Genomic DNA, 23,918 nt, shown 5'->3' with positions numbered 1-23,918 from the left:
CCAAGTCGATACACAATAAAAATATGACCGATAAGCAATGAAAACAATAAAACAATTTTTCTATTTAGTTTCACCTTTTTGGGGGCGGCGTGCCGCCCTTTACTGCTGGTTTCTATTGATTGTCTCTTTGACCTTAACCCTGTCATCCGTCTGGTTTAACGTCAAAATGAATGAATGGAATGGTGGTTTTTATAACGCATTACAACAACTTGATGGGCAAGCGCTTTACAAGCTTCTTCAACAATTTGTCATTATCATTGCGGGATTAATTACTGTTGTGGTAATGGGCGATTTCTTACGCCAAAAAATGGTTATTCGCTGGCGAGAAGGCATGACTGAACAAGTGCTTGATCGCTGGTTATCAAAAAACAGTAAGCACTACATGTTAAGACTGACTTCTCAAGAGCCTGATAACCCGGATCAGCGTATTGCAGAAGATATTCGTTTACTAATTGAATCAACAATGCGTTTAACCGTGACATTTTTGCACTCGTTACTCACGCTTATCTCTTTTGCTACCATTCTTTGGTCACTGTCTGGCGCTATCTCTTTTACATTAGGAGGTAGCGAGTGGACAATTCCCGGCTATATGTTCTGGGCTTGTATTATCTATACCATTATCGGGATCACCATTACGCAATTAATTGGTTCACCATTGCGTAAAATTAATATGGATAAACAGCGCAAAGAAGCTGATTACCGTACTGCGCTCATCACCCGAAAACAACATGGCGATGCGATTGCAGGTCAACGTGGCGAAATCAGTGATCGCAACGAATTAATGAGCCGTTTTCTAGGGGTTATTCATAACTGGAATAACCTTATTCGCTACGAAAGAAATCTCGCATTCTTTACGGTGGGCTATCAACAAGCTACTGCAATGGCGCCAATTATTTTTGCCTTACCTAAATTCCTTGCTGGTGAATTAATGCTAGGGGGATTAATGCAGTTGAGACAAGCATTCTCTAGTGTTGCAGGTGCATTGAGTTGGTTTATTTTCTCGTATAAAGAGATTGCCGCATGGCAAGCAACAGTGACACGTCTTTATAATTTTGTGGTGCTGTTAGAACACGATCATGAACCGGAAGTCGCAGATTTAAATGATAAACAGACTAAATTAAAAGCCAATCTTTCCCTATTTATGCAAGATGATAGCTTGTTAATCCAAGACATTAACTTCTCGGTAAAAGCGGGTGAGTTAACTGTTATTGAAGGTTGCTCTGGTTTAGGCAAATCAACATTGCTTAGAGCATTAAGTGGACATTGGCCTTATTTCAAAGGGGATATTCAACGCTCGCCAAATGTATGTTGGGTCCCACAACGTATGTATCTGCCTTTTGCACGTTTAGACAGTTTGCTCGCTTATCCTTGTCAGCCTAATCAGTTCTCCGCCAAAGAGTACGAAGAAGTGCTTCATTTAGTGGGCTTAGACAAAATAAAAAATCAACTTTCACTAGAAACTGATTGGACAACACGCCTATCCGGTGGTGAGCAACAACGCCTTATTTTTGCTCGTTTATTACTCAATAAACCTGAACTTATTTTATTAGATGAAACCACCTCTGCACTTGATGAACAAAATGCATTAAACATGTTGCAGTTACTAAAACAACATCTGCCAACCGCGGGTATTGCGTTAGTCAGCCACCAGCGCTTTACACATGTGATTGCAGATAATGTGATTTCACTTAAAGCCCCTACCGTGTCCTCCTCTCAACCTGCTGGAGCTACCGAATATGTATCGTAAATTACTGATTGTTTCAGTCAGTCTTTCACTTTTAGGGTGTGCAGCAAGCACCCCTAATCAAAATGAAAAGAATACGCTATTACTGCGCCCTGATGTTCGCCATTTTACGCTAGATAATGGTTTAGACGTCTACTTACTACAACGCCCACAAACCGGTGTTGAAATGCGCCTCCTAGTAAAAAGTGGCTCGGTTCAAGAAGATGAAAAACAGCTCGGTTTTTCACACTTTACTGAACATATGGCGTTTAAAGGTACAACCCATTTTCCGGGTACAACGGGCTTTAAACAGCTTGAAAGCCTAGGCATGAAATTAGGTAGTCACGTTAATGCCGCGACAAGTTTAAATGCGACAACGTATAAACTGTCATTACCGAATGCAAATCCGATCCAAATTAAAACAGGGTTAAAAATCTTATCAGACTGGGCTTTTGAAATGACATTTGACCCGATTGAGTTTGATAAAGAGCGTCCAGTTATTGTTGAAGAATGGCGATTACGTCAAGGCATTGGTTTTCGTATTAATCGCCAGTTAGAAGAATTGCGTTATTACGGTAGCCGTTATCTGGATCGTGATCCTATTGGCGATTTAGAAATTGTTAAACATGGCGATGTGAAAGATGCAAAGCGTTATTACGATACTTGGTATCAACCAGAAAGAATGGCATTAGTACTGGTCGGTAACTTTAATCAGGGCGATGCTATTGCTGATATAAAGCAACTGTTTAATGCTAAAAATAGCGAGAATAAAGGGATTGATGATCCATCTTGGCACAACTTTATCGATCATAAAGATCTACTGGTCAAAACGATTTTCGACAAAGAGCAAGGTTCGCGTATTTTACAGTTCACCTTGCAACGTACTTTGCCAGCCCCTTTAAACAGTCGCCAAGGCCAATATGAAGATTTAATGGATTCATTATGGCTATCTATTTTAAATCAACGTTTCTCCACTATCGTTGATAATGGATTAATGGCTTCTATTAGCGCCAATGCTCAAGGTGCAATGTTAGACTCTCGTCGTTCACAACAATTGATGATTGCTCACCCTAAAGGTAATGATTACCAAGGTGCATTAGATATCTTATTTACAGAAGTTCAACGCCTCGCTTCTGTTCCAGTAACTCAAGAAGAGTTAGATAATGCTCGCAACGCGATGCTAAAACGTCTAAGCCAACAAGCAGCTGGTGAAGAGCGTTACGAGCACGATTATTTAGCCAATCAAATCACAACAGCTATTGAATTGGATATGCCAATTCAAACGAAAAAACAGGCGCTAAATTTAAGCTATCAATTAATCAATAAAGTGACTCCTGAAACATTGTCAGCTTATTTTGCTCAATATCTAAAACAATCATCACCACGAGTTGCTGTGATTGGCCCTGATAATGATGCTAATGTGTTTAATGCAACTAAAGCTGCGCAACGTTGGCAAGAAATTAGACAATCAAATCCGGGCGCATTTACCCTAAAAACGCAAGCCGTTGTACTCGATATTAAACCTGAGCTCACAGGTTCAGTCGTTTCAACGCAATCACTTCCGATTGAAAAAACGCAAGAATGGACACTGAGCAATAATGTAAAAGTGATTGTGAAAAATGACAGTTATCTCAAAGATAATATTCAAGTTTCACTGCGTATTCCAGGCGGCTCTTCACTTGAAACAAATCAAAGCTTAGGTATGGTTCAATGGGCATTAAAATTACCAGAAGTAAGCGGATATGGTAATTATAATGCGCGTGAATTAGCGTTATTTACCAAGCAACACCAGATCAGCTTGCGCCCTTATAGCGAACTGTTATTTCATGGTTTTCGTGGTGAAGCGCCAATTGATGAATTAGAAACCTTGCTAACACTGATGCATCTAAAAATTACGTCGCCACAGTTTAACGGCGAGAAATTAGAGCAACAAAAGCAAGCCATGGCATTAGGTATTTCAAAAACACCTGTTGAACGTACTTTCTTGGATAATATCAATAAAGAAAGCTATCAAAATGGCGATCGCTTAGTGGTTTCTCCACAAGGTGCTTGGAAACAGTTTACTGCTCAACAATTACAGCAAACAAACCAAATGATCTTAGGTCAACCTGCTGATATGACATTAGTTATCAGTGGTCCTGTCAATCTAAATCAAGTTAAACCTCTGGTTGAACGCTGGATTGCGAGTCTGCCAACACGTTCAGAGCAACGCTTATTTTGGGCAGATCCCGCCATTAATCCTAAACTCACTTCATTTAGCAAAACATATCCTATTGCAAGTAGTGATAAGAGCATGATTAGCATTCAATATGCGGCACCTGCTCAATGGTCACAGCAACAAGTATTAGCGCTAAATTTACTGGATACGGTGATCAGCCAACGTTTAAGACTCAACCTACGTGAAAAAGCAGGCGGTATTTATTCACTTGGTTTCTCTGAAATGTTAACGAAAGTGCCTACAAGCTACTATACCGGTCGTTTAAACTTTACAGCATCACCTGAACGTGCAGATGAATTAATCACTCTCGCTCGCAAAGTCGTGAATGAAGTTAAGCAATCAGGCATTACAGATAAAGAGTTACAAGAGGCTAAAAATATCTGGCTAACTGAAAATTCACAGGTGAATGACAGTGCAAGTTATTGGACAGAGGCTCTTGCTCAAGTTGCAACGGATGACCAACAGTATCAGCGTTTACTCACTGATCCTGCCATTATAAAAACATTAAGTGTTAACGATATAAACCAAGTAGCTCGCCAATGGTTAGGTGAAAATGAAAAGGTCTTTAAGTTAACGCCAGCAACTCAAAAATAAGCCATAAAGTTGCTTAAAATAAAACGCCCAGATCGAGCCTGCATATAGCGTGAGATCTGGGCGTTTATTCATCTATTTTAATCAAGTTACAGCAATAATATTCAAATTTATTGATTATTAAATTTATTAATCTTTTTTCACTGCAAAACGGCCACTACCTAAAAACATCACTGCAATCGCAGCAAATAGGTAAAAGCCAGCGCTTTCTGGTGCCCATCCCCCTGTTTTAGGGTTTAACGCAAATAAATCACCAGAGTGAACCATTAAGACAGCAACAAACATTGTACCTGCTAAAACAAGTGCTGATGCACGAGTAAATAGACCTATAATCAGCAAGATAGGTGCAACCACTTCCCCAATCACCGTACCATAGGCAATAAAGGCAGGTAGATTAAAATTAGCCAACATGCCCTGAATACCAGCTAATCCACCCGGTTCCATTTTATGAAGCCCATGTAATAACATTAAAACGCCAAGAGAAACACGTAATACAAGTTTACCCAAGTCAGAACAGTCAACAAGTTGATTAAATTTATTAATCATAACGTCTCCAAATTCAAAATAGTGATGTATGTTTTTAATACGTATTAATAGGTACACTACATTATATGATGAAATATTATGAATGAGTGTGATTTTTATTATCACTATTTGTTCTCATTAACTAATCACTTAGATTATTATTGCTTTATAACGTGCTATTCACCTTTTCCATGATTAAGATCACAACTTTTTAACATAATAAACTCTTAATCACTCACTTCTCGTTATGCTATAGATATCTCATCTGACCAGTCTAAAAAGGGTATCTGATGGCACATTATTCTCATCTATTTTCACCGCTTGATTTGGGGTTCACTGTACTTAAAAACCGTATTCTTATGGGCTCTATGCATACTGGACTCGAAGAAAATATAAATGATGCTCCAAAACTTGCACAGTTTTATGCCCAACGTGCAGCAGCAGGTGTTGCACTAATAGTGACTGGAGGGATCTCTCCCAATAAACAAGGTGTGTTATTGCCACATGCTGCGACATTGATGTCCGAAAGCCAACTGGCGACTCATCAGCTTGTTACTAATGCAGTTCATCAGCAAGGAGGTAAAATTGCTTTACAGATCTTGCATACTGGTCGTTATAGTTACCAACCGAACTTAGTTGCCCCTTCTGCTATTCAATCTCCAATAACCCCTTTTATGCCAACAGAAATGAGTCATGAACAAATCGAACAAACTATCGATGACTACATTCACTGTGCTCAATTAGCCCAAAAAGCGGGCTATGATGGCGTTGAGATAATGGGCTCTGAAGGCTATTTAATTAATCAGTTTTTAGTCAGACATACTAATCAGCGAGACGATCAATGGGGTGGAAATATTGAAAATCGTTGTCGTTTCGCTCTACATATTCTTGAAGGTATAAAAAAAGCAGTCGGTGAGCAGTTTATTATTATTTACCGTCTTTCTATGTTGGATTTAATTAAAGATGGCTCAGATGCATCAGAGGTACTTTATCTTGCCAAAGCCGTAGAGAAGGCAGGTGCTACAATGATCAATACAGGGATCGGTTGGCACGAAGCGCGAATTCCAACTATTGCCACGATGGTACCAAGAGGTCAATTTGCGAATGTAACACGCGAATTAATGGGAAAAGTGAATATCCCTCTTATTACATCAAACCGTATTAACACACCACAAACCGCAGAAGCTATTTTAGCAGAAGGCTGTGCTGATATGGTTTCTATGGCTCGCCCTTTTCTTGCTGATCCTGAATTCGTGCTTAAAACTCAACAAGGACGTGAAGATGAAATCAATACTTGCATTGCTTGTAATCAAGCGTGCCTTGATGAAATATTTTCAGGTCAAACAGCCTCTTGTTTGGTTAATCCTTTTGCTTGCCGAGAAACCGAACTTCTGGTTATTCCAACCCAACAGCCTAAAAAATTAGCGGTTGTTGGTGCTGGTCCTGCGGGATTATCTTTTGCAGTAACTGCTGCGAAACGTGGTCATCATGTCACGCTGTTTGAAAAAGAAGATGTTATTGGTGGGCAACTGAACATTGCTAGCCAAATCCCCGGTAAAGAAGAGTTTCAAGAAACCCTACGTTACTTTAAACGGCAACTACAACTCACGGGTGTCATTGTTAAAAATAATACTGAAGCCACTCCTCATCATCTTAAAAACTTTGACGAGGTTATTTTAGCCAGTGGTGTTACTCCTCACAGCCCAGACATTGAAGGGCAAGATAATGAGATAGTTAAAACTTACCTTGATGTTTTAAAACACCATCAACCTGTGGGTAAAAATGTGGTGATTGTTGGTAGCGGAGGTATTGGCTTTGATACCGGTCTTTATCTTACGCAAAAAGGGCAATGCAGTAGCTTAAGTCCTTGTGCTTTTAACAAAGAATGGGGCATTGATCCGACGCTTTCATCTCGTGGTGGCATCAAGCCCACAGATCACTTTAAAGACGATACTAAACACATTGTGATGACACAGCGTAAAGCCGGAAAGATAGGTTTAAGTTTGGGTAAAACAACAGGTTGGATACACAGGCTAACATTAGAGAAAAAAGGCGTTAAATTCTTAACACACTGTCATTATCAAAAAATTACGCCAGAAGGTCTTGTGGTTGAACAAGATGGAAAACAACAATTTCTTATGGCTGATAATATTATATTGTGTACAGGGCAACGCGCTTATCACCCTTTATTTGCACCTTTAGAAAAAGAAAACAAAACAGTTCATCTTATTGGCGGAGCGAAAGATGCCAGTGCATTAGATGCAAAACGCGCTATTAGACAAGGAACTGAGCTAGCACTCGCCATTTAAACCGTTAACATGACGATAAAATAACAAAAAGAAACCCCACATAAATGTGGGGTTCTATTTTTTATTATTGATTATTATTTTTACAGCATCTTCCTGTCTTACTACTTACCCTTTTTACCCATTATTTTTTTCAGTTAATGGATTATCTGAAATACGATTATCTTCAGCAATACAGACTGTTGCAGTAAAGAGAACGTCTGTTGATGAGTTAAGTGCCGTTTCTGCTGAATCTTGTAATACACCAATCATCACACCTACTGCAACCACTTGCATAGCGATATCATTGCTAATACCGAACATGCTACAAGCCAGTGGAATTAACAGTAAAGAACCACCAGCAACACCCGATGCACCACATGCACAAATTGCAGCAACAAGGCTTAATAACAATGCCGTTGGTACATCAACAGGCATACCCAGTGTATTTACTGCGGCTAATGTCAAAATAGTGATAGTAATCGCCGCACCACCCATATTGATGGTTGCACCTAATGGAATTGAAACAGAATAAGTATCTTCGTTTAAATTCATACGACGACACATTGCCATATTCACAGGAATGTTTGCTGCTGAGCTACGTGTAAAGAAGGCTGTTACACCACTTTCACGCAGACATGCCCACACTAATGGATATGGATTACTGCGAATTTTCCAAAATACAATCAATGGGTTCACGACTAAAGCAACAAACAGCATACAGCCAAGTAGTACCACAAGAACTTGTAAGTAACCTGCGAGAACTTCAAAGCCTGTTGTTGCGATAGTTGATGACACTAAACCAAAAATACCGATAGGTGCTAAACGAATAACAACACGTACTACGTTCGTTACTGCGTCAGCTAAATCTTGCGTTAAGGCTTTAGTGGTATCTTTTGCATGGCGTAATGCTAAGCCCAGCCCGATAGACCACGCTAGAATACCCATATAGTTACCATTGATAAGTGCATCAACAGGGTTTGCAACCACATTAATTAATACGCCTTTAAGCACTTCAGCAATATTTTCAGGTGGTGACAGTTGTGATTCATTAACAACCAGCGTTAAAACAGATGGGAACATAAAGCTTGCAACAACTGCGGTTAACGCAGCAAAGAACGTTGCTAACAGATATAATATTAATACTGGGCGAATATTCGATTTTTGCCCTTGACGGTGATTAGCAATCGAAGCCATAACCAGTACCCATACTAAGATAGGTGCTACAGCTTTCAATGCACTAATAAACAGGGTACCTAGTAAGCTCATCATCTTGGCAGCTTCTGGTGCTAACCAAGCAAGTAAGATCCCTGCAACTAAACCAATGAGTATTTGTTTGACGAGGCTTCCCTTAAAGAACAGGCTGAAGACTCTGGATTGTTGTTTATCCATAGCTATTCCATTACTTAAAATAATATTTAAAAAAGGCATTATTGAGTGTTTGCAATGCCAGTATAAGGAATTGAATCGCGCTGAAAAGCTGATTATGCAAAATATACAGCATTAACCGTTTTTGTTAACAATAAAATAACATAACTGTGATCATAATAGGATTTTGTTCTTTTTAGTATACCAACGCGAAATGAAAGAAATTATTATTATCAGTAAGTTATACTTCGTTATCTTACTTACTTTTTATTTTATTTCTTTTCTTTTTGGTTTTTTTAATCAACTGATAGTCTTTTTTGTTAACATTATAACTAACAATTATCCGCTCTAATCACCCTTATTTTGAATAAATAATAAACAGTAAAAGACGAACAATATAAACAAGATAACGTTTTATTTTCTCTCAATTAATATTAAAAATTTATCTTTTATCATCTAAATAAGACATGAAACGCCGTTTTTTATTATCCATTGTCTTAAGGTTTTCTTTTAAAAAATTCCCTACTCTGAACTCAAAAAGAGATTAGATGTCTATTTTTGAAGACTCAATACCTATGTGTAACTCGTGTAGTCATCGAGTTGAAAAATTTTCTGTCTAGTTTTTCCTGATTTTGTTAGAGTGTTGCTGTTTTAAACAATGAAAAATAGACCCTATGAAGTAGAAAACGGGTAAATAGATTACAACACCTATTGATTTTATATTTACCCCCAAATGACTCAGTTTTAGGAAGCCTTTTATATGGAAATCGTAAGAGAGCTATTCTTGGCGCTATGGCATCAAGATTACGAAACCTTAGCTAATCCTTCATTAATATGGATTATCTACATTTTATTATTCACCATACTATTCCTAGAAAACGGAGTATTGCCCGCAGCTTTCTTACCAGGAGATAGCTTATTAATTTTAGTGGGCGTGTTAATTGCTAAAGATACAATGGATTTTCCATTGACCTTACTTATTTTGACCGCAGGAGCGAGCCTAGGTTGTTGGTTGGGCTATCTTCAAGGGCGATGGCTTGGTAATACGAAATTAGTACGCAGTTGGCTATCGCATCTACCAGAACATTATCACCAACGTGCACATGGGCTTTTTCATCGTCATGGCTTAGCTGCATTACTTATTGGTCGCTTTTTAGCGTTCGTTAGAACATTGTTACCAACAATTGCCGGCCTTGCTGGGTTAAATAATACTCGCTTTCAAATTTTCAATTGGTTAAGTGGACTTTTATGGGTCGGTATACTGACCACATTGGGTTATATATTAGGTAACAGCCCACTATTTCGTCAGTACGAACACCATTTAATGAATATCCTTATGCTATTACCTGTTTGCCTATTGGTGATGGGATTAATTGGTAGCATCTGGGTTGTTATTAAAAAGAAAAAAGCGAAAGTGTAAGATATTCAAATAATATAAAGATATTCCGACTACCATAAAAAGCAGTAAGAAAAAATGACAAAGGCCTGTTTCATTTAATTGAACAGGCCTTTATTTTATTTCGCTATACACTCGCCTTAACCCCCTCTCACTCTTTTAACTGCGGATATCTATTAAGATTTATCTCTTTTTTTTACCAATAAGTCGTTATTTAATTTCATTAAGCGGTAAAATTAGTCTATTGTTATAAGTATCACATCTATCTCTATTAAAGGAGTTAATTATGTCTCATCAACGTTCAAATGAAGATCTGCGCGGTGAATTAAAATCTCTTGCTGATACTCTAGAAGAAGTGCTGAACTCCTCTGCAGATAAATCCAAAGAAGAAATCCAAAGCCTGCGTGCAAAAGCAGAATCGGCGATAAAAGGCTCTCGTGCAAAACTTAGCGATGCAGGTCGAGAAATTGTCGATAACACCAAAGAAATTGCCGGAAAAGCGGATAACTATGTTCGTGAAAACCCATGGACAGGTGTCGGTATTGGTGCGGCTGTTGGTGTTGTTCTTGGTGTTCTACTAGCAAAACGCTAATTTATAATGAGTGATACTCAAAGACCACAGGGCCCCGCATCCGGGGTTCTGAATTCTCTCAGTAAAATTGGCGCGATTATGATAGGCATGGTTGAAACTCGCCTACGGCTAATCGCCATTGAACTGGAAGAAGAAAAAACGACCCTGATCCAGCTTATTTTAATGGCTGGTGTCACACTGTTACTCACTGCCTTTGGCCTAATGAGCCTGCTTATACTGATTTTTTGGGTTATTCCACCTGAATATCGAGTCTATGCTTTAGCCATCACAACCGCTACTTTACTTTTCTGTGCACTGATTGGTGCCATCATGACATTAAGAAAAGCACGAAATTCCACCTTGTTGGGCGATACTCGCCAGCAATTGGAATTAGATAAACGTCTTTTGGAGCAATATCATGATGAACAGACAAAATAAACAAGCGATCCTCGCAAGACGTAAAAAGCTGTTGTTGAATAAAATTCAGCAACAGCGCTCTGATTTAGGGCAAAGCACACAAACTTGGCTTGATGTGACAGAACCTTATGATAAAGCGTGGCGAATGTTAGTCTCTTTAAAACCCGTATTTCTAGTCGGTGCTAGTGTTATCTCGCTTTACAGTATTAAACATCCTAAAAAAATCATACGGTTAGGACAACGTGCCATCGGTGCAATTGGCCTCATTCGAGCAATACAGAAGTCATTCAAAAAAACCTCAGATTGAACATCAATTTTTTTGTCTAAGAATGTTAATTCTTCTTAATATCCTCTTTTTCAATTTGCCATTATTGTATATCTCACACCGTAGCCGTGGTTATTAATTCTAAAAATAGAAAATTAACCAACGAAAATACAAATATAAACAGATATACATTGCAGATAATAGAGTTTAATTAGGAATAAACATCATGAAAAAATTTGAAGACATTGCGTTATTAGTTGCCCGTATTTTAATGCCGATTTTATTTATCAGCGCAGGCTACGGAAAAATTGGTGGTTACGAAGGTACACAGCAATATATGCAAGCAATGGGCGTTCCCGGTTTCTTATTACCACTAACTATTTTATTAGAATTAGGCGGTGGATTAGCCATCTTATTTGGTTTCTTAACTCGCACCACAGCAATCTTTACCGCGGTCTTTACTCTCTTAACCGCATTACTGTTCCACAGTAATTTTGCTGAAGGCATGAACCAATTAATGTTTATGAAAAACATGACAATTGCAGGCGGATATTTATTACTGGTTGTGACAGGCCCGGGTAAATGGAGCTTAGATCGTATTTTCAATAAAAACTGGTAATAACGAATTTAGAAATAAAAAAGATCCCCTAGGGGATCTTTTTTGTTTGCTTAAAATAAAACTTACTCATTATTTATATTTTTTTAATTATTTTTTATCGCTTGCAAAGAGTTTAGGTATTTCACGCAGACACCACGATTTAGCTTCGCCCATACTATCTCTTCGCCATGCCATAATAATATTATTTTCATGGTGATATTCAGGGCCAACAACACGTAAACGCCCTTCTTTGATATCATCTTCAATTAAATCAATCGGCATTGTCGCCACACCTAAACCTGCAATTAATGCTCGGCGTTTATCTTCAATAGAACTGACCGTCAAACGGCGCTGTTTATCTAACAGCAATACTGTCAATACAGGACGCTCTCTTGCGGTATCTGCAATCGCAATACCCCGATATTTTAAGCGAGTTTCTTCTGCTAATGGCTCTGGTTCGTTATGAATTGGGTGATCTGGGCTGGCAACGTAAACACTGGTGGTATTGTATAAAGGGCGAAAGTTGATTTCAGACGAAGTACGAAAATGCATATCGGGTGAAATCACAATATCACATTTACCGCTTTCTAAGCTTTCCCAAGCGCCCGCTAAGACTTCGGTTACTAAAGAGAGTTGCGTATTGGATTTTTCAGCTAATTTATCGACCAACGGAAAGAGTCGAGATGCAGGAGTGAGCGCTTCACAAACAATAGTGATATGTGGCTCCCAGCCTCTTGCTAAGGCTTCTGCGTCTGACGTTAATTTGTCAGCAGCCTCAAGTAATATGCGCCCTCTATCAAGAAGCATTCTACCAACATTGGTAAATTTAGTTCTATGGCCAGAACGGTCAAAAAGGACAACATCTAAATCTTCTTCTAATTTTTGCATGGTATAACTGAGTGCCGATGGAACTCGATTTAGTTCATCAGCCGCAGCTGCAAAACTCCCTCTACGATCAATGGCATCCATGACTCGTAAAGATTCCAACGTAATTGCTTTGTCTTTACTCATTATACTTATCTCTATCAAATAATTTGATTATAGGCACCAGATTAACTTGCTAACAATAGACAGTCCATACCTCTATGATAAATATATTGATAATCTACTCGAAAAATACCGCTATGATAAAATACAGAACAGCACAACAGTGTGGTAAAGCGGATTATGGTTGGCTACAAGCTCGCTACACATTTTCCTTTGGCCACTACTTTGACCCTCATTTTTTAGACTATGGCACGCTAAGAGTACTCAACCAAGAAGTGCTTGCCCCAAATTCTGAATTTAAAGCAAAGACCTATCCTCATGTGGATGTGGTTAACCTTATTCTTCAAGGGGAAGCAACATACCTTGATAATATGGGGCGTACAGTAACGGCAAAAGAAAATGAGTGCTTACTTATTTCACCGCATAATACTGATACGTATATAGAGAAAAACAGTAGTCCTGATACGCCATTAACTCGTATCCAGTTGTGGTTAAATGCGTGTCCACAACAAGAAAGCGTCGCCTCACAAAAATTGGTATTAGATGAAAATTTAAAATATCAATTATTAGCCTCACCTACCGGTGATGATGGCTCGTTAATGTTAAGGCAAACCATCTGGCTTTATCATATTCATTTGCAAGCAGGTGATGAAATTACACTGCCAATAAAAGGACAGAAAGGCTTTTTGCAATCCATAAAAGGTGGCACCTATTTGCAAACATCAACACAAGAAAATGGGCAAATTCAGTGTGGTGATGGGGCTTTTATTCAAGATAGCCAGAGTATTACATTGAAAAGCTCGGCTGAGTTTCGTGGCTTATTTATTGATATTATCTCGTGATAATCAATTTAGATGGGCTTAAAAACAGAAAACCCTCGAAACACAATGTGAATCGAGGGTTTTTTATGAGGTGAGTTGACCGTTAAGCCGGGTTCTGTCGTGGACAACCATTCATCTAGGCCAGAACTTGCGCGCTGGCTCCAGCAACCTACCCGGGTTCAATGCGGGCCGCACCATAAGAACCCCTATTTGGTCTTGCTCCGGGTGGAGTTTACCATGCCACAAACTGTTACCAGTTGCGCGGTGCGCTCTTACCGCACCCTTTCACCCTTACCTGATCCTGTAAACAGGCCATCGGCGGTTTACTCTCTGCTGCACTTGTCGTAGGCTCGCGCCTCCCAGACGTTATCTGGCACCCTGCCCTGTGGAGCCCGGACTTTCCTCCCCTCTATCCGTCTCCCCCGAAGGGACAACGATAAAGCAGCGGTTGTCTAGTCAACTCAGGGTGCGGATTATAGGGATTTTGGTAGAAAATGTATAGCAAAAGAAGCTAAAAAATCACTTTACTCGTCTTGAGCTTCACCATTTTGCTCAATGACATGCTTATAGAGTGCGTTTTTCTTCACACCATAAATTTCAGCAGTGACTGCGGCTGCTTTTTTCAGTGGTAACTCTTTTTGTAAAATCGCCAATGTCCGTAATACTTCTGGAGAAAAATCGTCATCAACAGGTTTGTCATAACCCTCAACAATTAATACCATTTCACCTTTACGGCGGTTTTCATCTTCAAGAACCCATTTAAGTAATTCACCAACAGGCATGCCTTGAATAGTTTCCCACGTTTTTGTGAGCTCTCTCGCTAATACTACATAGCGATCTTCACCCCAAACTGTCACCATATCAGCTAAACTATCTAACAGCCGATGTGTTGATTCATAAAAAATCAATGTACGAGGCTCTTCTGATAATGCACGTAAACAGTCCTGACGACTTTTGGTTTTTGCAGGTAAAAAGCCTTCGTAGCAGAAACGATCTGAAGGAAGCCCTGCCGCAGACAGTGCCGTAATAGCTGCACAAGCGCCGGGTAATGGCACGACATTTATGCCATTCTTACGACATTGATTGACTAAATGATAGCCAGGATCGTTAATTAATGGTGTACCTGCATCAGAGACTAATGCGATACTTAGCCCCTGTTGTAATTTGCTAATTAATTGATCTGCTTTTTGCTGTTCATTATGATCATGTAACGCATACAAACGTGCGTTAATGGCAAAATGCTGTAATAGAAGCCCTGTATGACGGGTATCTTCTGCAGCAATTAAATCGACATGAGACAGCACATCAAGTGCCCGCTGGGTGATATCGCCCAGATTACCAATAGGTGTGGGTACTATGTACAGTGTGGATGTCGTTACCGCTGCTCGATTAGGTTGATTCATTGTTTATTCCGAATGACCGATTTAAAATTGAGCATAATTATAAAACATCACTGGGTACAGTATGCTTTCCTCAATTTTTGTGCGTTTTAAAACAGGTTTATCCTATACTGCGATACTCTCTGCGCTGATTATGTCAGGTTGTACCCTGACGGGGCAACAAGAACAACCTCTCACTCCCGCTGCAAAAGCAGAAATGGAGATGAAACAATTTCAAAAAGTGATTGATGACGCTCAAGGGCTGGCATCTTTAGATGTTATTAGAGCCTATATTGGGTTAGAAACATTAATTACTGATCCTCAACTGCATCAGAAAAATATTGATGATACATGGCTCACGCTAACCAAACTTACACCAGAACAACGCCGTGGTGTTGTTATCAAAGCAGATGAAAATACGCTGCAAGGTTGGTTAGACTTACTGAATACCTATGAATACAACAAAGACGATGCTGATAAGTTATCAACAGCGGTCAGAGAGTGGCAAACTCGCTATCCTCGTAATCCAGCTGCATTAACACTTCCAGCATCATTATTACGTCTTTCACAGCCTTCTGTGAGTGCAAGTAGCCAAATCGCATTATTGTTACCTTTAACTGGGCAAGCAAAAGTTTTTGGTGAAGCTATTCGTCAAGGCTTCCTTGATGCGCAAAGTGGTTTACCACAGCCTCAAGCAATGCCAGCGCCACAAGCGCCTAAAAATGACGATAGCCTTAATTCAATTTTAGAAGAATTAGGTATCAAAAATACTGAAACACCAACAACTGATACAGCAACAACAGATACGGCAAAAGAAACAACAGAAAATACGCCAGCGACTCAAGATCAAGAAAAAGAGAGCTCAACATTTTCTGGTGATACGACATTACGCTTAGATCCTGTTGCACAAAACTCTCGCCAAGTGATTGTTTATGATACCAATAGCCAATCTATCGACGTTTTACTGAAGAAAGTACAGCAAGATGGTGCTAACTTAATTGTCGGCCCTCTGCTAAAACCTGAAGTCATGAAGACGATTGAACTTCAAAGTAGCTTACCTGTATTAGCATTAAATGAATTAGACAGTGTTCCTTCAGCAACAACCGTTTGTTTCTTCTCTCTTTCACCAGAAGATGAAACCCGTAATGCGGCACAACATTTACGTCAGCAACAAAAATCAAATCCATTAATTATTGTTCCTGATAATAAATTTGGTCAAAGAATGGCACAAACATTTGCTGATGAGTGGCAACGCACTGGTGGTGGCACCGTTTTACAACAAACTTTTAGTTCTGTTGAAAGCTTAAAAGCCTCTATCAACCGTGGTGTAGGTATTCGCATGACAGGTACGCCTGTTCTACCAACGGCTAATGCACCTTTACCATTAGAGACTCAATCTATTCCATCAGCAGGTGGTGCCATTGATTCTGTTTATATCATTGCGACTAGCGATGAATTAACCTTAATTAAGCCAATGATTGATATGGCAATCAGCACCCAAAAACGTCCACCAATTTATGTGAGTTCACGCAGTAACCAAGGTGGAACAGGTCCTGATTTCCGTATGGAAATGGATGGTATTCAGTTTAGTGATATTCCATTGATGACTGGCGCTAATTTGCCGTTAATGCAAAAAGCATCAAGCAAATTTGCGAACGATTACTCATTAATGCGTCTTTATGCTATGGGAATTGATGCATGGTCATTAGCAAACAATTACAATGATCTGACAAAAGGCACATTGCGTTTTAATGGTATTTCAGGCTCATTACGTGTTGAAAATAACTGTACTGTTTATAGACAACTTCCTTGGATGCAATTTAAACAAGGTAAGATTGAACCTGTTGCACAGTAATACACGCATTTAGTTATCATTAAAATAAACCGCCATAATGGCGGTTTATTTTATGAGTGAGATAAAGAAGGAAATCATGGATGATTTTTTCTAAAAGCCCTTATTTTTTAGGGCTATACTATGAGCAAAAAGCGCTAAAATATTTGCGCCAACAAGGATTAGTATTGATTGAGCGTAATGTCCGATTTCCCTGTGGAGAAATTGATCTTATTATGCAGGAAAAGAGGACATGGGTATTTGTTGAGGTTCGTTTTAGACGTAACATCTTATTTGGTGATGCAATAAGCTCTATTACCACCTCAAAACGGCGTCGCTTATGGCGTACAGCAAAATGTTGGTTAGCACAACGCCAAGAAAGCATCGAGACATCAGACTGTCGTTTTGATATTTGTGCATTTAATCAACGCCAGTTAATATGGTTAAAAAACATTCTCGATTATACGGAATTTATTCGTTAAATTAGATTATATAGGTCTTAACGTGCTTGATAGAATCAAAGTCTGCTTTACAGAGAGTATTCAAACTCAAATTGCAGCAGCAGAAGCATTACCAGATGCCATTTCCAGAGCCGCCATGATGATGGTTCAATCTTTGTTAAACGGCCATAAAGTATTAAGCTGTGGAAACGGTAGCTCAGCAGCAACAGCACAGCGATTTGCCGCAAGCATGATCCATCGTTTTGAAACAGAGCGCCCAAGCTTACCTGCATTATCGTTAAACACAGATAGCGTTGTGATGACTGCAATTATGGGGAATCAGCAGCACGATGAAATCTATGCAAAACAAGTGCGTGCATTAGGACAAGCTGGAGATGTGCTACTTGCTATCTCAACTCACGGTAACAGTAGAAGTATTATTAAAGCCGTTGAAGCCGCTGTTACACGAGATATGACCATTGTTGCATTAACAGGCTATGATGGCGGAGAGCTTGCCGGATTATTAGGCCCTCAAGACGTTGAAATTCGTATTCCATCTCAACGCACCGTCAGAATACAGGAAGTTCAGATGCTAACAGTCAATTGTCTCTGTGATTTAATTGATAATACATTATTCCCACATCAGGATGACTAAGGAGTTACTATGAAATTGCTTCCTATCACCGCAGTGCTGTGTTCTGCACTTTTACTGCAAGGTTGTATCGGCGCAGCGGTTGTCGGCACTGCCGCAGTTGCGGGTAAAACTGCAACCGATCCTCGCTCATTAGGGCAACAAGTTGACGATGGTACTTTGGAAGCACGTGTTTCTGGTGCTCTAAACAAAAACGAACAGATCAAGAAAAGCAATTCACGTATCGTAGCTACGGCTTATCAAGGCAATATCCTGTTAACCGGTCAAAGCCCTGATATGTCTGTTGCGAATACTGCAAAACAAGTTGCAAGTAAGGTTGAAGGCGTAAATAACGTCTACAACGAAGTGCGCCAAGGCGAGCCTGTGACATTAGGTACAGCATCTTCAGATACATGGTTAACAACCAAAGTTCGCTCTCAGATTTTAGGCAGTGATTCAGTAAAATCTTCTTCTGTAAAAGTGATCACTGAAAATGGTGAAGTGTTCTTATTTGGTATTTTGACTCGCCAAGAAGGGGCCGCGGTTGCGAAAATTGCCAGTGAAACCAAAGGTGTAGTAAAAGTAACCACTGCATTTACCTACCTTAACTAATCTGATTACTAATATCGTTTTTATATTATCCTGACAGTATCGGTCTTTATAAAATGACCGATACTGACTGTTTCTTTCTCGATTAAAACTCACCTTTACTCAGCAAGCTATTAGCGTCTTAGCATGCCTTTATCGATGATAAAATCGATAATAGTTTCCAAGCCGACTTTTTCTTTTAGATTTGTGAAAACATAAGGCTTCACTGGACGCATTCTTGCGGTGTCTGCTTCCATCACTTCTAATGATGCGCCAACATAAGGTGCCAGATCGATTTTATTAATGACTAATAGATCTGAGTGTGTAATACCGGGACCACCTTTACGTGGAATTTTTTCCCCTTCAGCCACATCAATCACATAAATGGTTAAATCAGCAAGCTCTGGGCTAAATGTCGCACTTAAGTTATCACCACCACTTTCCACAAAAACGATATCAAGATTTTTGTGGCGCATTGCTAATTCTTCAACCGCGGCAAGGTTCATTGATGCATCTTCACGAATAGCAGTATGAGGACAACCGCCCGTTTCAACACCAATAATACGATCCGCATCTAATGCCTCAGCACGCGTTAAGATCTTGGCATCTTCTTGAGTATAAATATCATTAGTCACAACCGCGATTTCATAGGTGTCGCGCATCGCTTTACAAAGAACTTCTAACAGTGCCGTTTTTCCTGATCCAACAGGGCCACCAACACCAATACGGAGTGGTTGATTATATTCTTGCATATAGATTTCTCATGAACGAAAAAGTCGAGTGTATTGTGTTTCATGGCGACTACTGGCAATAATTTGCGCAGGTGTAAAACTTCCAATATCTTCAGTGGGCCAATGTGCGGATTGCTCAACAATTACAGGGATCTGCTCTGCTAATGTAAACAATAGTTTCTGTCCCGCACTTTGCCCTAAAGGGATCAGTTTTACTCCTGACATCACCGTATTTTCAAGCCAACCCCAAGCGTAAGCACAACATAACTTTTCAGCAGAAATATTCCATTTCACGGCAGCTAACGCAAATGCCATGAGTTGTGTCTGTTTTACACAAGCTTGTAAGGTTTCATCTAACTCAATATCTAATTGAGGAAGTAAACGAGCAAAAGCAATTCCTCGTTGGCGCTCTTCTTGTCGCAACTCTTTAGTTTCACGGCTTGCGACAATAAAATCACACCAATACTTCACTTCACTCATTTTGGCTTGAGCCAAATTTTCTTGTAATCGCCGTAAGATAGGGAGCTCTAACGTTGCTAAAGTGCCGGCCATTTGGGTACTTAGCCAGTCCGCTAATGTTTGAGGACAACAAACCCAGCCCTTTTCAATCGCCCACTCTAACCCTTGAGAATAAGTAAACGATCCCACTGGTAAAGAAGGACTGACTAATTGATATAAGCGTAGATCTGCAAGCATCAATAAGCTCCCTTGTTCAAATAATTAGTGATGATGGTGATGATCGTCATGAGAGTGATGATGATGATGACCACCTGACGATCCACCATAAGCGCCCGGCTCAGGCTGGTATTTCTCTAACTCCACAACCACATTGGCACCTAAACCTCTCGCCATATCATCTAAAACATGATCGTGAAAATAACGACACCAACCCGCTTCGATTTGTAATGGAACATGACGATTACCTAAGTGGTAACAAACACGAGCCAACAACAGCGGATCGTCACTATATACTGTTGAAACTTGCTCTTTTGCCGCTTCAATTGTGACTAGCGTATTATCTTCTGACAGTAAGATATCACCCTCTTTTAGCACCGTACTGCGAGGCAAAAATAGCCCTGCTTCTTGCCCATCACTTAACGTCACTTTTAAACGACTTTTGGTTCTTTCATCCATCGTTAGGCATAAAGTAAGAGCCTGTGTTTCTGGCGTTACTATTTGAAGTGCTTTTTGCTTATCAATAAGTTGAGTAAATCTTTTCATTCTCTACAGTCTCGGTAAAACACTAATCAAAAGAGGAAATAGCGTTGTGCCATTGGTAATTGCGTTGCAGGTTCACACACTAATGGCACGCCATCAGCTTTCACAATATAGGTTTGAGGATCAAGCTCGATATGTGGCACATAACTATTGTGGATCATCGAAGCTTTAGTGATATTACGACAGCCTTTAACACGACCAATTAAACTCTTTAAGCCTAGTTTTTCAGGTACACCTGCGTCGATACCCGCTTTTGACATAAAGATCATCGACGTCTGATATTTCGCTTTACCTAAGCAAGCATACATTGGACGATAATGCACAGGCTGAGGTGTTGGAATAGCCGCATTAATATCACCCATTGGCGCATAAGCCACCATGCCACCTTTCATGATCAACGCTGGTTTCACACCAAAGAAAGCTGGGTCCCATAAAACCAGATCCGCTAATTTACCTTTCTCAATAGAGCCGACTTCGTGTGCAATACCATGTGCTAAAGCAGGATTGATAGTGTATTTCGCCACATAACGCTTAATGCGATGGTTATCACTTTCAGCGGTATCACCTTCTAATGTGCCACGCTGTAATTTCATTTTGTGCGCACATTGCCAAGTACGAAGAATAACTTCACCTACGCGTCCCATTGCCTGTGAGTCTGACGACATAACAGAAATAGCACCCATATCATGTAAGATATCTTCTGCTGCGATGGTTTCACGGCGAATACGAGATTCAGCAAAAGCCACATCTTCAGGAATAGACGGATCAAGGTGATGGCAAACCATCAACATATCAAGATGCTCATCAACAGTGTTAATGGTATAAGGCATTGTTGGATTAGTGGAAGCAGGTAGAATATTCGGCTCACCAACTGACTTAATTACGTCAGGTGCGTGCCCACCACCCGCGCCTTCTGTATGGAAAACGTGGATCACACGACCTGCTATCGCTTTTACAGTTTCTTCGTAGAAACCACCTTCATTTAAGGTGTCAGAGTGAATAGCGACTTGCACATCCATTTCATCGGCAACATTAAGGCAGTTATGAATTGCCATTGGTGTTGCGCCCCAGTCTTCGTGAATTTTTAGACCAATAGCACCGGCTTCAATTTGCTCGCGAACCGCTTCAGGTTTACTCACACAACCTTTACCGAATAAACCCACATTGATAGGTAATTCATCAACGGCTTCTAACATGCGGTGCATGTTCCAAATACCCGGCGTTACTGTGGTTGCATTTGTTCCTGCAACGGGTCCTGTACCACCACCAATAAACGTGGTGACACCAGACACTAAACCTTCTTGTGCTTGTTGAGGGCAGATAAAGTGAATATGCGTATCAACGCCACCAGCAGTAACAATTTTGCCTTCACCCGCAACTACTTCTGTGGCAGGTCCCACAACGATATCCACATTAGGTTGAACATCAGGATTACCCGCTTTACCGATACCCACAATGCGACCATCTTTAATACCGATATCTGCTTTTACGATACCCCAATGATCTAAAATAATGGCGTTTGTGATAAGCACATCGACACATTCAGCATTGACGACCTGACTTTGCCCCATACCATCGCGAATAACTTTACCGCCACCAAATTTGACCTCTTCGCCATAAGTGGTGAAGTCTTTTTCAATTTCAAGAAAAAGCTCAGTATCGGCTAATCGCAGACGATCACCCGTTGTTGGGCCAAACATATCTGCATAAGCTTGACGTGAGATAGTTTTCATTTTTTCTCACTCTCCAATTTACCCATCACCTTGCCATGAAAGCCGTAAATTTCACGCTTTCCAGCAAAAGCCACTAATTCAACCGTACGGCTTTGACCCGGTTCAAAACGAACCGCCATGCCCGCTGGAATATTTAAACGAAAACCTAATGTGCCTTCTCGTTCAAATTTCAGCGCCTCATTCACTTCATAAAAATGATAATGAGAGCCGACTTGCACGGGTCTATCGCCATGATTGGCAACCTGTATTGTTTTTGTTTCTCGACCTGCATTAAGTTCGATATCGCCTAATGCTTGGTTAACTCTAATTTCACCGGGTATCATGTTATTACCTACACAATAGGATCATGAATAGAAACAAGTTTTGTACCATCTGGGAATGTGCATTCCACTTGGATGTCTTTGATCATTTCTGGCACACCTTCCATGACTTGCTCCGCCGTCAAAACAGTGCGCCCTTCACTCATCAATTGGGCAACGGTTTTACCCTCTCTCGCCCCTTCCATAATGGCGCAACTGATAAGTGCAACCGCTTCAGGATAATTAAGCTTGAGCCCTTTCGCTAAACGTCTTTCAGCAACAAGACCCGCTGTAAAAAGCAGTAATTTATCTTTTTCTCTTGGTGTTAATTCCATTTCTGCTCCTAAAATTAACGATTATGTCGCCCATATACGAGGCGGCTCAGGGCAATACCCTAACCAGTGTTGTCTGACGGTTTGCCAAACTTGAGCAAAACACGCCATCATCGGCTCTGTTTGCGAGCCTAATAACCGTAAAACTAAAATACTGTCTACATCCGTTAAACCATATTCGACATTATGATCGTAAGAAGCTGAGAAAGCCTCGATACTTTGTTGAATAAGGCTTTTTAATTCGCCCGTTGCGGGATAAATATAAAGTGATCCCAGCATCGGAAACTCACGCATGGCAGCCGATCTTTTTTGTAAACCATCGACAAAAAGCGACTCAGTTAATGTCAGTTTTTCATCAATATAGAAATTTAAACGTCCTTTTACATTGCCATCTTCAAACCATTCATTTAAAACGGGACGACCAAAACATTGGATTTCCCAACCTATAAATCTGGCAGTAGGTGCAATATAAATATGTGTTTCTAAGCGAACTTGGGCTTCAGGAAAAAAGATATTTTCTTGAGGTAACCACTCTAAAAAACCATTATCTGCCACTTTTAAGGTTTGAACTTGCCGAGCAACACCGCCAGCACTACGGTAAAATTTAGTGGCTCCGGGTGTTGTGAGCAATGCATGTGCTTGGGGTTGCACATCAATATTAATCAATAGGTTATCGCCACCAACCACACCACCAGGGGGGTGAAGCAAATAAGTGTGTGCAATACCTTGCTCAGGATAAAAAGGACGCTGAACCATTAATGGGCCGATATGGCGCTTTTCTGTAAGACGTGTTATTTCTCGTTTTACTTCATAACGTAAAACGATTTCAGCAAGCCAACCCTTCCCTGAAAAGTCAGACATACTCACTCCTGCCAACTCGGCAAAATTATCAATAAATCAGGAAAATACGTGAATACATACAGCGCTATCCATAAGATTGAGTCATTCAAAATCAAATAGAAAATAAGCTA

At 40.1% G+C, this 23,918-nt stretch carries 24 protein-coding genes and 1 other RNA gene; 13 read left to right on the top strand and 12 right to left on the bottom strand.

What is annotated here, in order from left to right:
• The first annotated feature begins 37 nt into the window (after positions 1-37).
• Positions 38-1,747: an ABC transporter ATP-binding protein/permease gene (locus AB4J89_RS14615; protein ID WP_102949414.1), complete on the top strand. Its 1,710-nt coding sequence runs from the start codon at positions 38-40 to the stop codon at positions 1,745-1,747.
• Complete coding sequence (locus tag AB4J89_RS14610) at positions 1,737-4,535, top strand: M16 family metallopeptidase (protein ID WP_368469721.1); 2,799 nt, start codon at positions 1,737-1,739, stop codon at positions 4,533-4,535. Before AB4J89_RS14615 ends, AB4J89_RS14610 begins: the two co-directional genes overlap by 11 nt.
• 126 nt (positions 4,536-4,661) lie before the next feature.
• Here the strand turns inward: AB4J89_RS14610 and AB4J89_RS14605 are convergent, their stop codons facing one another.
• Positions 4,662-5,078 (bottom strand): DoxX family protein, encoded by a 417-nt coding sequence (locus AB4J89_RS14605; protein WP_075671373.1) that lies wholly within the window; start codon positions 5,076-5,078, stop codon positions 4,662-4,664.
• 269 nt (positions 5,079-5,347) lie between these two features.
• On the opposite strand from AB4J89_RS14605, the gene AB4J89_RS14600 reads away from it, so the two are divergent.
• Complete coding sequence (locus AB4J89_RS14600; RefSeq protein WP_368469720.1) at positions 5,348-7,366, top strand: FAD-dependent oxidoreductase; 2,019 nt, start codon at positions 5,348-5,350, stop codon at positions 7,364-7,366.
• A gap of 114 nt (positions 7,367-7,480) precedes the next feature.
• On the opposite strand, the gene sstT is transcribed toward AB4J89_RS14600, so the two are convergent.
• Complete coding sequence (sstT, locus tag AB4J89_RS14595; RefSeq protein WP_088493777.1) at positions 7,481-8,734, bottom strand: serine/threonine transporter SstT; 1,254 nt, start codon at positions 8,732-8,734, stop codon at positions 7,481-7,483.
• Positions 8,735-9,470: 736 nt separating this feature from the next.
• Between sstT and AB4J89_RS14590 the strand changes: the two genes are divergently transcribed.
• From AB4J89_RS14590 to AB4J89_RS14570, 5 genes are all read left to right on the top strand, one after another.
• Positions 9,471-10,130 (top strand): DedA family protein, encoded by a 660-nt coding sequence (locus AB4J89_RS14590; RefSeq protein ID WP_088493778.1) that lies wholly within the window; start codon positions 9,471-9,473, stop codon positions 10,128-10,130.
• 262 nt (positions 10,131-10,392) lie between these two features.
• Complete coding sequence (locus AB4J89_RS14585; RefSeq protein ID WP_088493779.1) at positions 10,393-10,698, top strand: YqjD family protein; 306 nt, start codon at positions 10,393-10,395, stop codon at positions 10,696-10,698.
• A gap of 6 nt (positions 10,699-10,704) precedes the next feature.
• Positions 10,705-11,115 (top strand): phage holin family protein, encoded by a 411-nt coding sequence (locus AB4J89_RS14580; RefSeq protein WP_088493780.1) that lies wholly within the window; start codon positions 10,705-10,707, stop codon positions 11,113-11,115.
• Entirely contained in the window at positions 11,096-11,401 is a 306-nt protein-coding gene (locus tag AB4J89_RS14575; RefSeq protein ID WP_311755451.1) for a YqjK-like family protein, read from the top strand. Before AB4J89_RS14580 ends, AB4J89_RS14575 begins: the two co-directional genes overlap by 20 nt.
• Before the next feature lie 184 nt (positions 11,402-11,585).
• Positions 11,586-11,978 carry a DoxX family protein gene (locus tag AB4J89_RS14570; protein ID WP_088493781.1) on the top strand — a complete coding sequence of 131 codons (393 nt, stop codon included), beginning with the start codon at positions 11,586-11,588 and terminating at the stop codon, positions 11,976-11,978.
• Positions 11,979-12,065: 87 nt separating this feature from the next.
• On the opposite strand, the gene AB4J89_RS14565 is transcribed toward AB4J89_RS14570, so the two are convergent.
• Positions 12,066-12,968 carry a LysR family transcriptional regulator gene (locus tag AB4J89_RS14565; protein WP_036933024.1) on the bottom strand — a complete coding sequence of 301 codons (903 nt, stop codon included), beginning with the start codon at positions 12,966-12,968 and terminating at the stop codon, positions 12,066-12,068.
• A 113-nt stretch (positions 12,969-13,081) separates the two neighbouring features.
• Between AB4J89_RS14565 and AB4J89_RS14560 the strand changes: the two genes are divergently transcribed.
• Positions 13,082-13,786: a pirin family protein gene (locus AB4J89_RS14560; RefSeq protein WP_088493782.1), complete on the top strand. Its 705-nt coding sequence runs from the start codon at positions 13,082-13,084 to the stop codon at positions 13,784-13,786.
• Between the two features lie 67 nt (positions 13,787-13,853).
• Here AB4J89_RS14560 and rnpB read toward each other — a convergent pair.
• Both rnpB and rsmI read right to left on the bottom strand, forming a co-directional pair.
• An RNA gene (gene rnpB, locus AB4J89_RS14555) (RNase P RNA component class A) lies at positions 13,854-14,229 on the bottom strand.
• Positions 14,230-14,289: 60 nt separating this feature from the next.
• Positions 14,290-15,168 carry a 16S rRNA (cytidine(1402)-2'-O)-methyltransferase gene (gene rsmI, locus AB4J89_RS14550; protein ID WP_194951798.1) on the bottom strand — a complete coding sequence of 293 codons (879 nt, stop codon included), beginning with the start codon at positions 15,166-15,168 and terminating at the stop codon, positions 14,290-14,292.
• A gap of 61 nt (positions 15,169-15,229) precedes the next feature.
• On the opposite strand from rsmI, the gene AB4J89_RS14545 reads away from it, so the two are divergent.
• From AB4J89_RS14545 to dolP, 4 genes are all read left to right on the top strand, one after another.
• The gene (locus AB4J89_RS14545) at positions 15,230-16,999 is read left to right on the top strand and encodes a penicillin-binding protein activator (protein WP_311755450.1); all 1,770 of its coding nucleotides are present in this window, start codon (positions 15,230-15,232) and stop codon (positions 16,997-16,999) included.
• An 80-nt stretch (positions 17,000-17,079) separates the two neighbouring features.
• Entirely contained in the window at positions 17,080-17,457 is a 378-nt protein-coding gene (locus AB4J89_RS14540; RefSeq protein WP_088493785.1) for a YraN family protein, read from the top strand.
• A gap of 22 nt (positions 17,458-17,479) precedes the next feature.
• On the top strand, positions 17,480-18,070 hold the full coding sequence (gene diaA / locus AB4J89_RS14535; RefSeq protein ID WP_088493786.1) for a DnaA initiator-associating protein DiaA: 591 nt from the start codon (positions 17,480-17,482) through the stop codon (positions 18,068-18,070).
• Positions 18,071-18,079: 9 nt separating this feature from the next.
• Positions 18,080-18,658 carry a division/outer membrane stress-associated lipid-binding lipoprotein gene (dolP, locus tag AB4J89_RS14530; RefSeq protein ID WP_036933029.1) on the top strand — a complete coding sequence of 193 codons (579 nt, stop codon included), beginning with the start codon at positions 18,080-18,082 and terminating at the stop codon, positions 18,656-18,658.
• A 110-nt stretch (positions 18,659-18,768) separates the two neighbouring features.
• Here the strand turns inward: dolP and ureG are convergent, their stop codons facing one another.
• The 7 genes from ureG to AB4J89_RS14495 are packed head-to-tail and all read right to left on the bottom strand — an operon-like array spanning position 18,769 to position 23,808.
• The gene (ureG, locus tag AB4J89_RS14525) at positions 18,769-19,386 is read right to left on the bottom strand and encodes an urease accessory protein UreG (RefSeq protein ID WP_006535303.1); all 618 of its coding nucleotides are present in this window, start codon (positions 19,384-19,386) and stop codon (positions 18,769-18,771) included.
• 9 nt (positions 19,387-19,395) lie between these two features.
• Positions 19,396-20,061, bottom strand: a complete 666-nt coding sequence (locus AB4J89_RS14520; RefSeq protein WP_193775130.1) for an urease accessory protein UreF — start codon at positions 20,059-20,061, stop codon at positions 19,396-19,398.
• A 24-nt stretch (positions 20,062-20,085) separates the two neighbouring features.
• The gene (gene ureE, locus AB4J89_RS14515; RefSeq protein ID WP_368469713.1) at positions 20,086-20,586 is read right to left on the bottom strand and encodes an urease accessory protein UreE; all 501 of its coding nucleotides are present in this window, start codon (positions 20,584-20,586) and stop codon (positions 20,086-20,088) included.
• Between the two features lie 26 nt (positions 20,587-20,612).
• The gene (ureC, locus tag AB4J89_RS14510) at positions 20,613-22,316 is read right to left on the bottom strand and encodes an urease subunit alpha (RefSeq protein ID WP_349473573.1); all 1,704 of its coding nucleotides are present in this window, start codon (positions 22,314-22,316) and stop codon (positions 20,613-20,615) included.
• Positions 22,313-22,639 carry an urease subunit beta gene (locus AB4J89_RS14505; RefSeq protein WP_088493790.1) on the bottom strand — a complete coding sequence of 109 codons (327 nt, stop codon included), beginning with the start codon at positions 22,637-22,639 and terminating at the stop codon, positions 22,313-22,315. Before AB4J89_RS14505 ends, ureC begins: the two co-directional genes overlap by 4 nt.
• Positions 22,640-22,647: 8 nt before the next feature.
• On the bottom strand, positions 22,648-22,950 hold the full coding sequence (locus AB4J89_RS14500; RefSeq protein WP_023582851.1) for an urease subunit gamma: 303 nt from the start codon (positions 22,948-22,950) through the stop codon (positions 22,648-22,650).
• Between the two features lie 21 nt (positions 22,951-22,971).
• Complete coding sequence (locus tag AB4J89_RS14495; RefSeq protein WP_368469710.1) at positions 22,972-23,808, bottom strand: urease accessory protein UreD; 837 nt, start codon at positions 23,806-23,808, stop codon at positions 22,972-22,974.
• Positions 23,809-23,918 lie beyond the last annotated feature (110 nt).

Origin of the sequence: Proteus sp. STS61-E (genome assembly GCF_040932335.1) — a bacterium.
In the GTDB taxonomy this organism is placed as follows: Bacteria; Pseudomonadota; Gammaproteobacteria; order Enterobacterales; family Enterobacteriaceae; genus Proteus; species Proteus mirabilis_B.
This window is presented reverse-complemented; position numbering and strand designations above follow the sequence as displayed.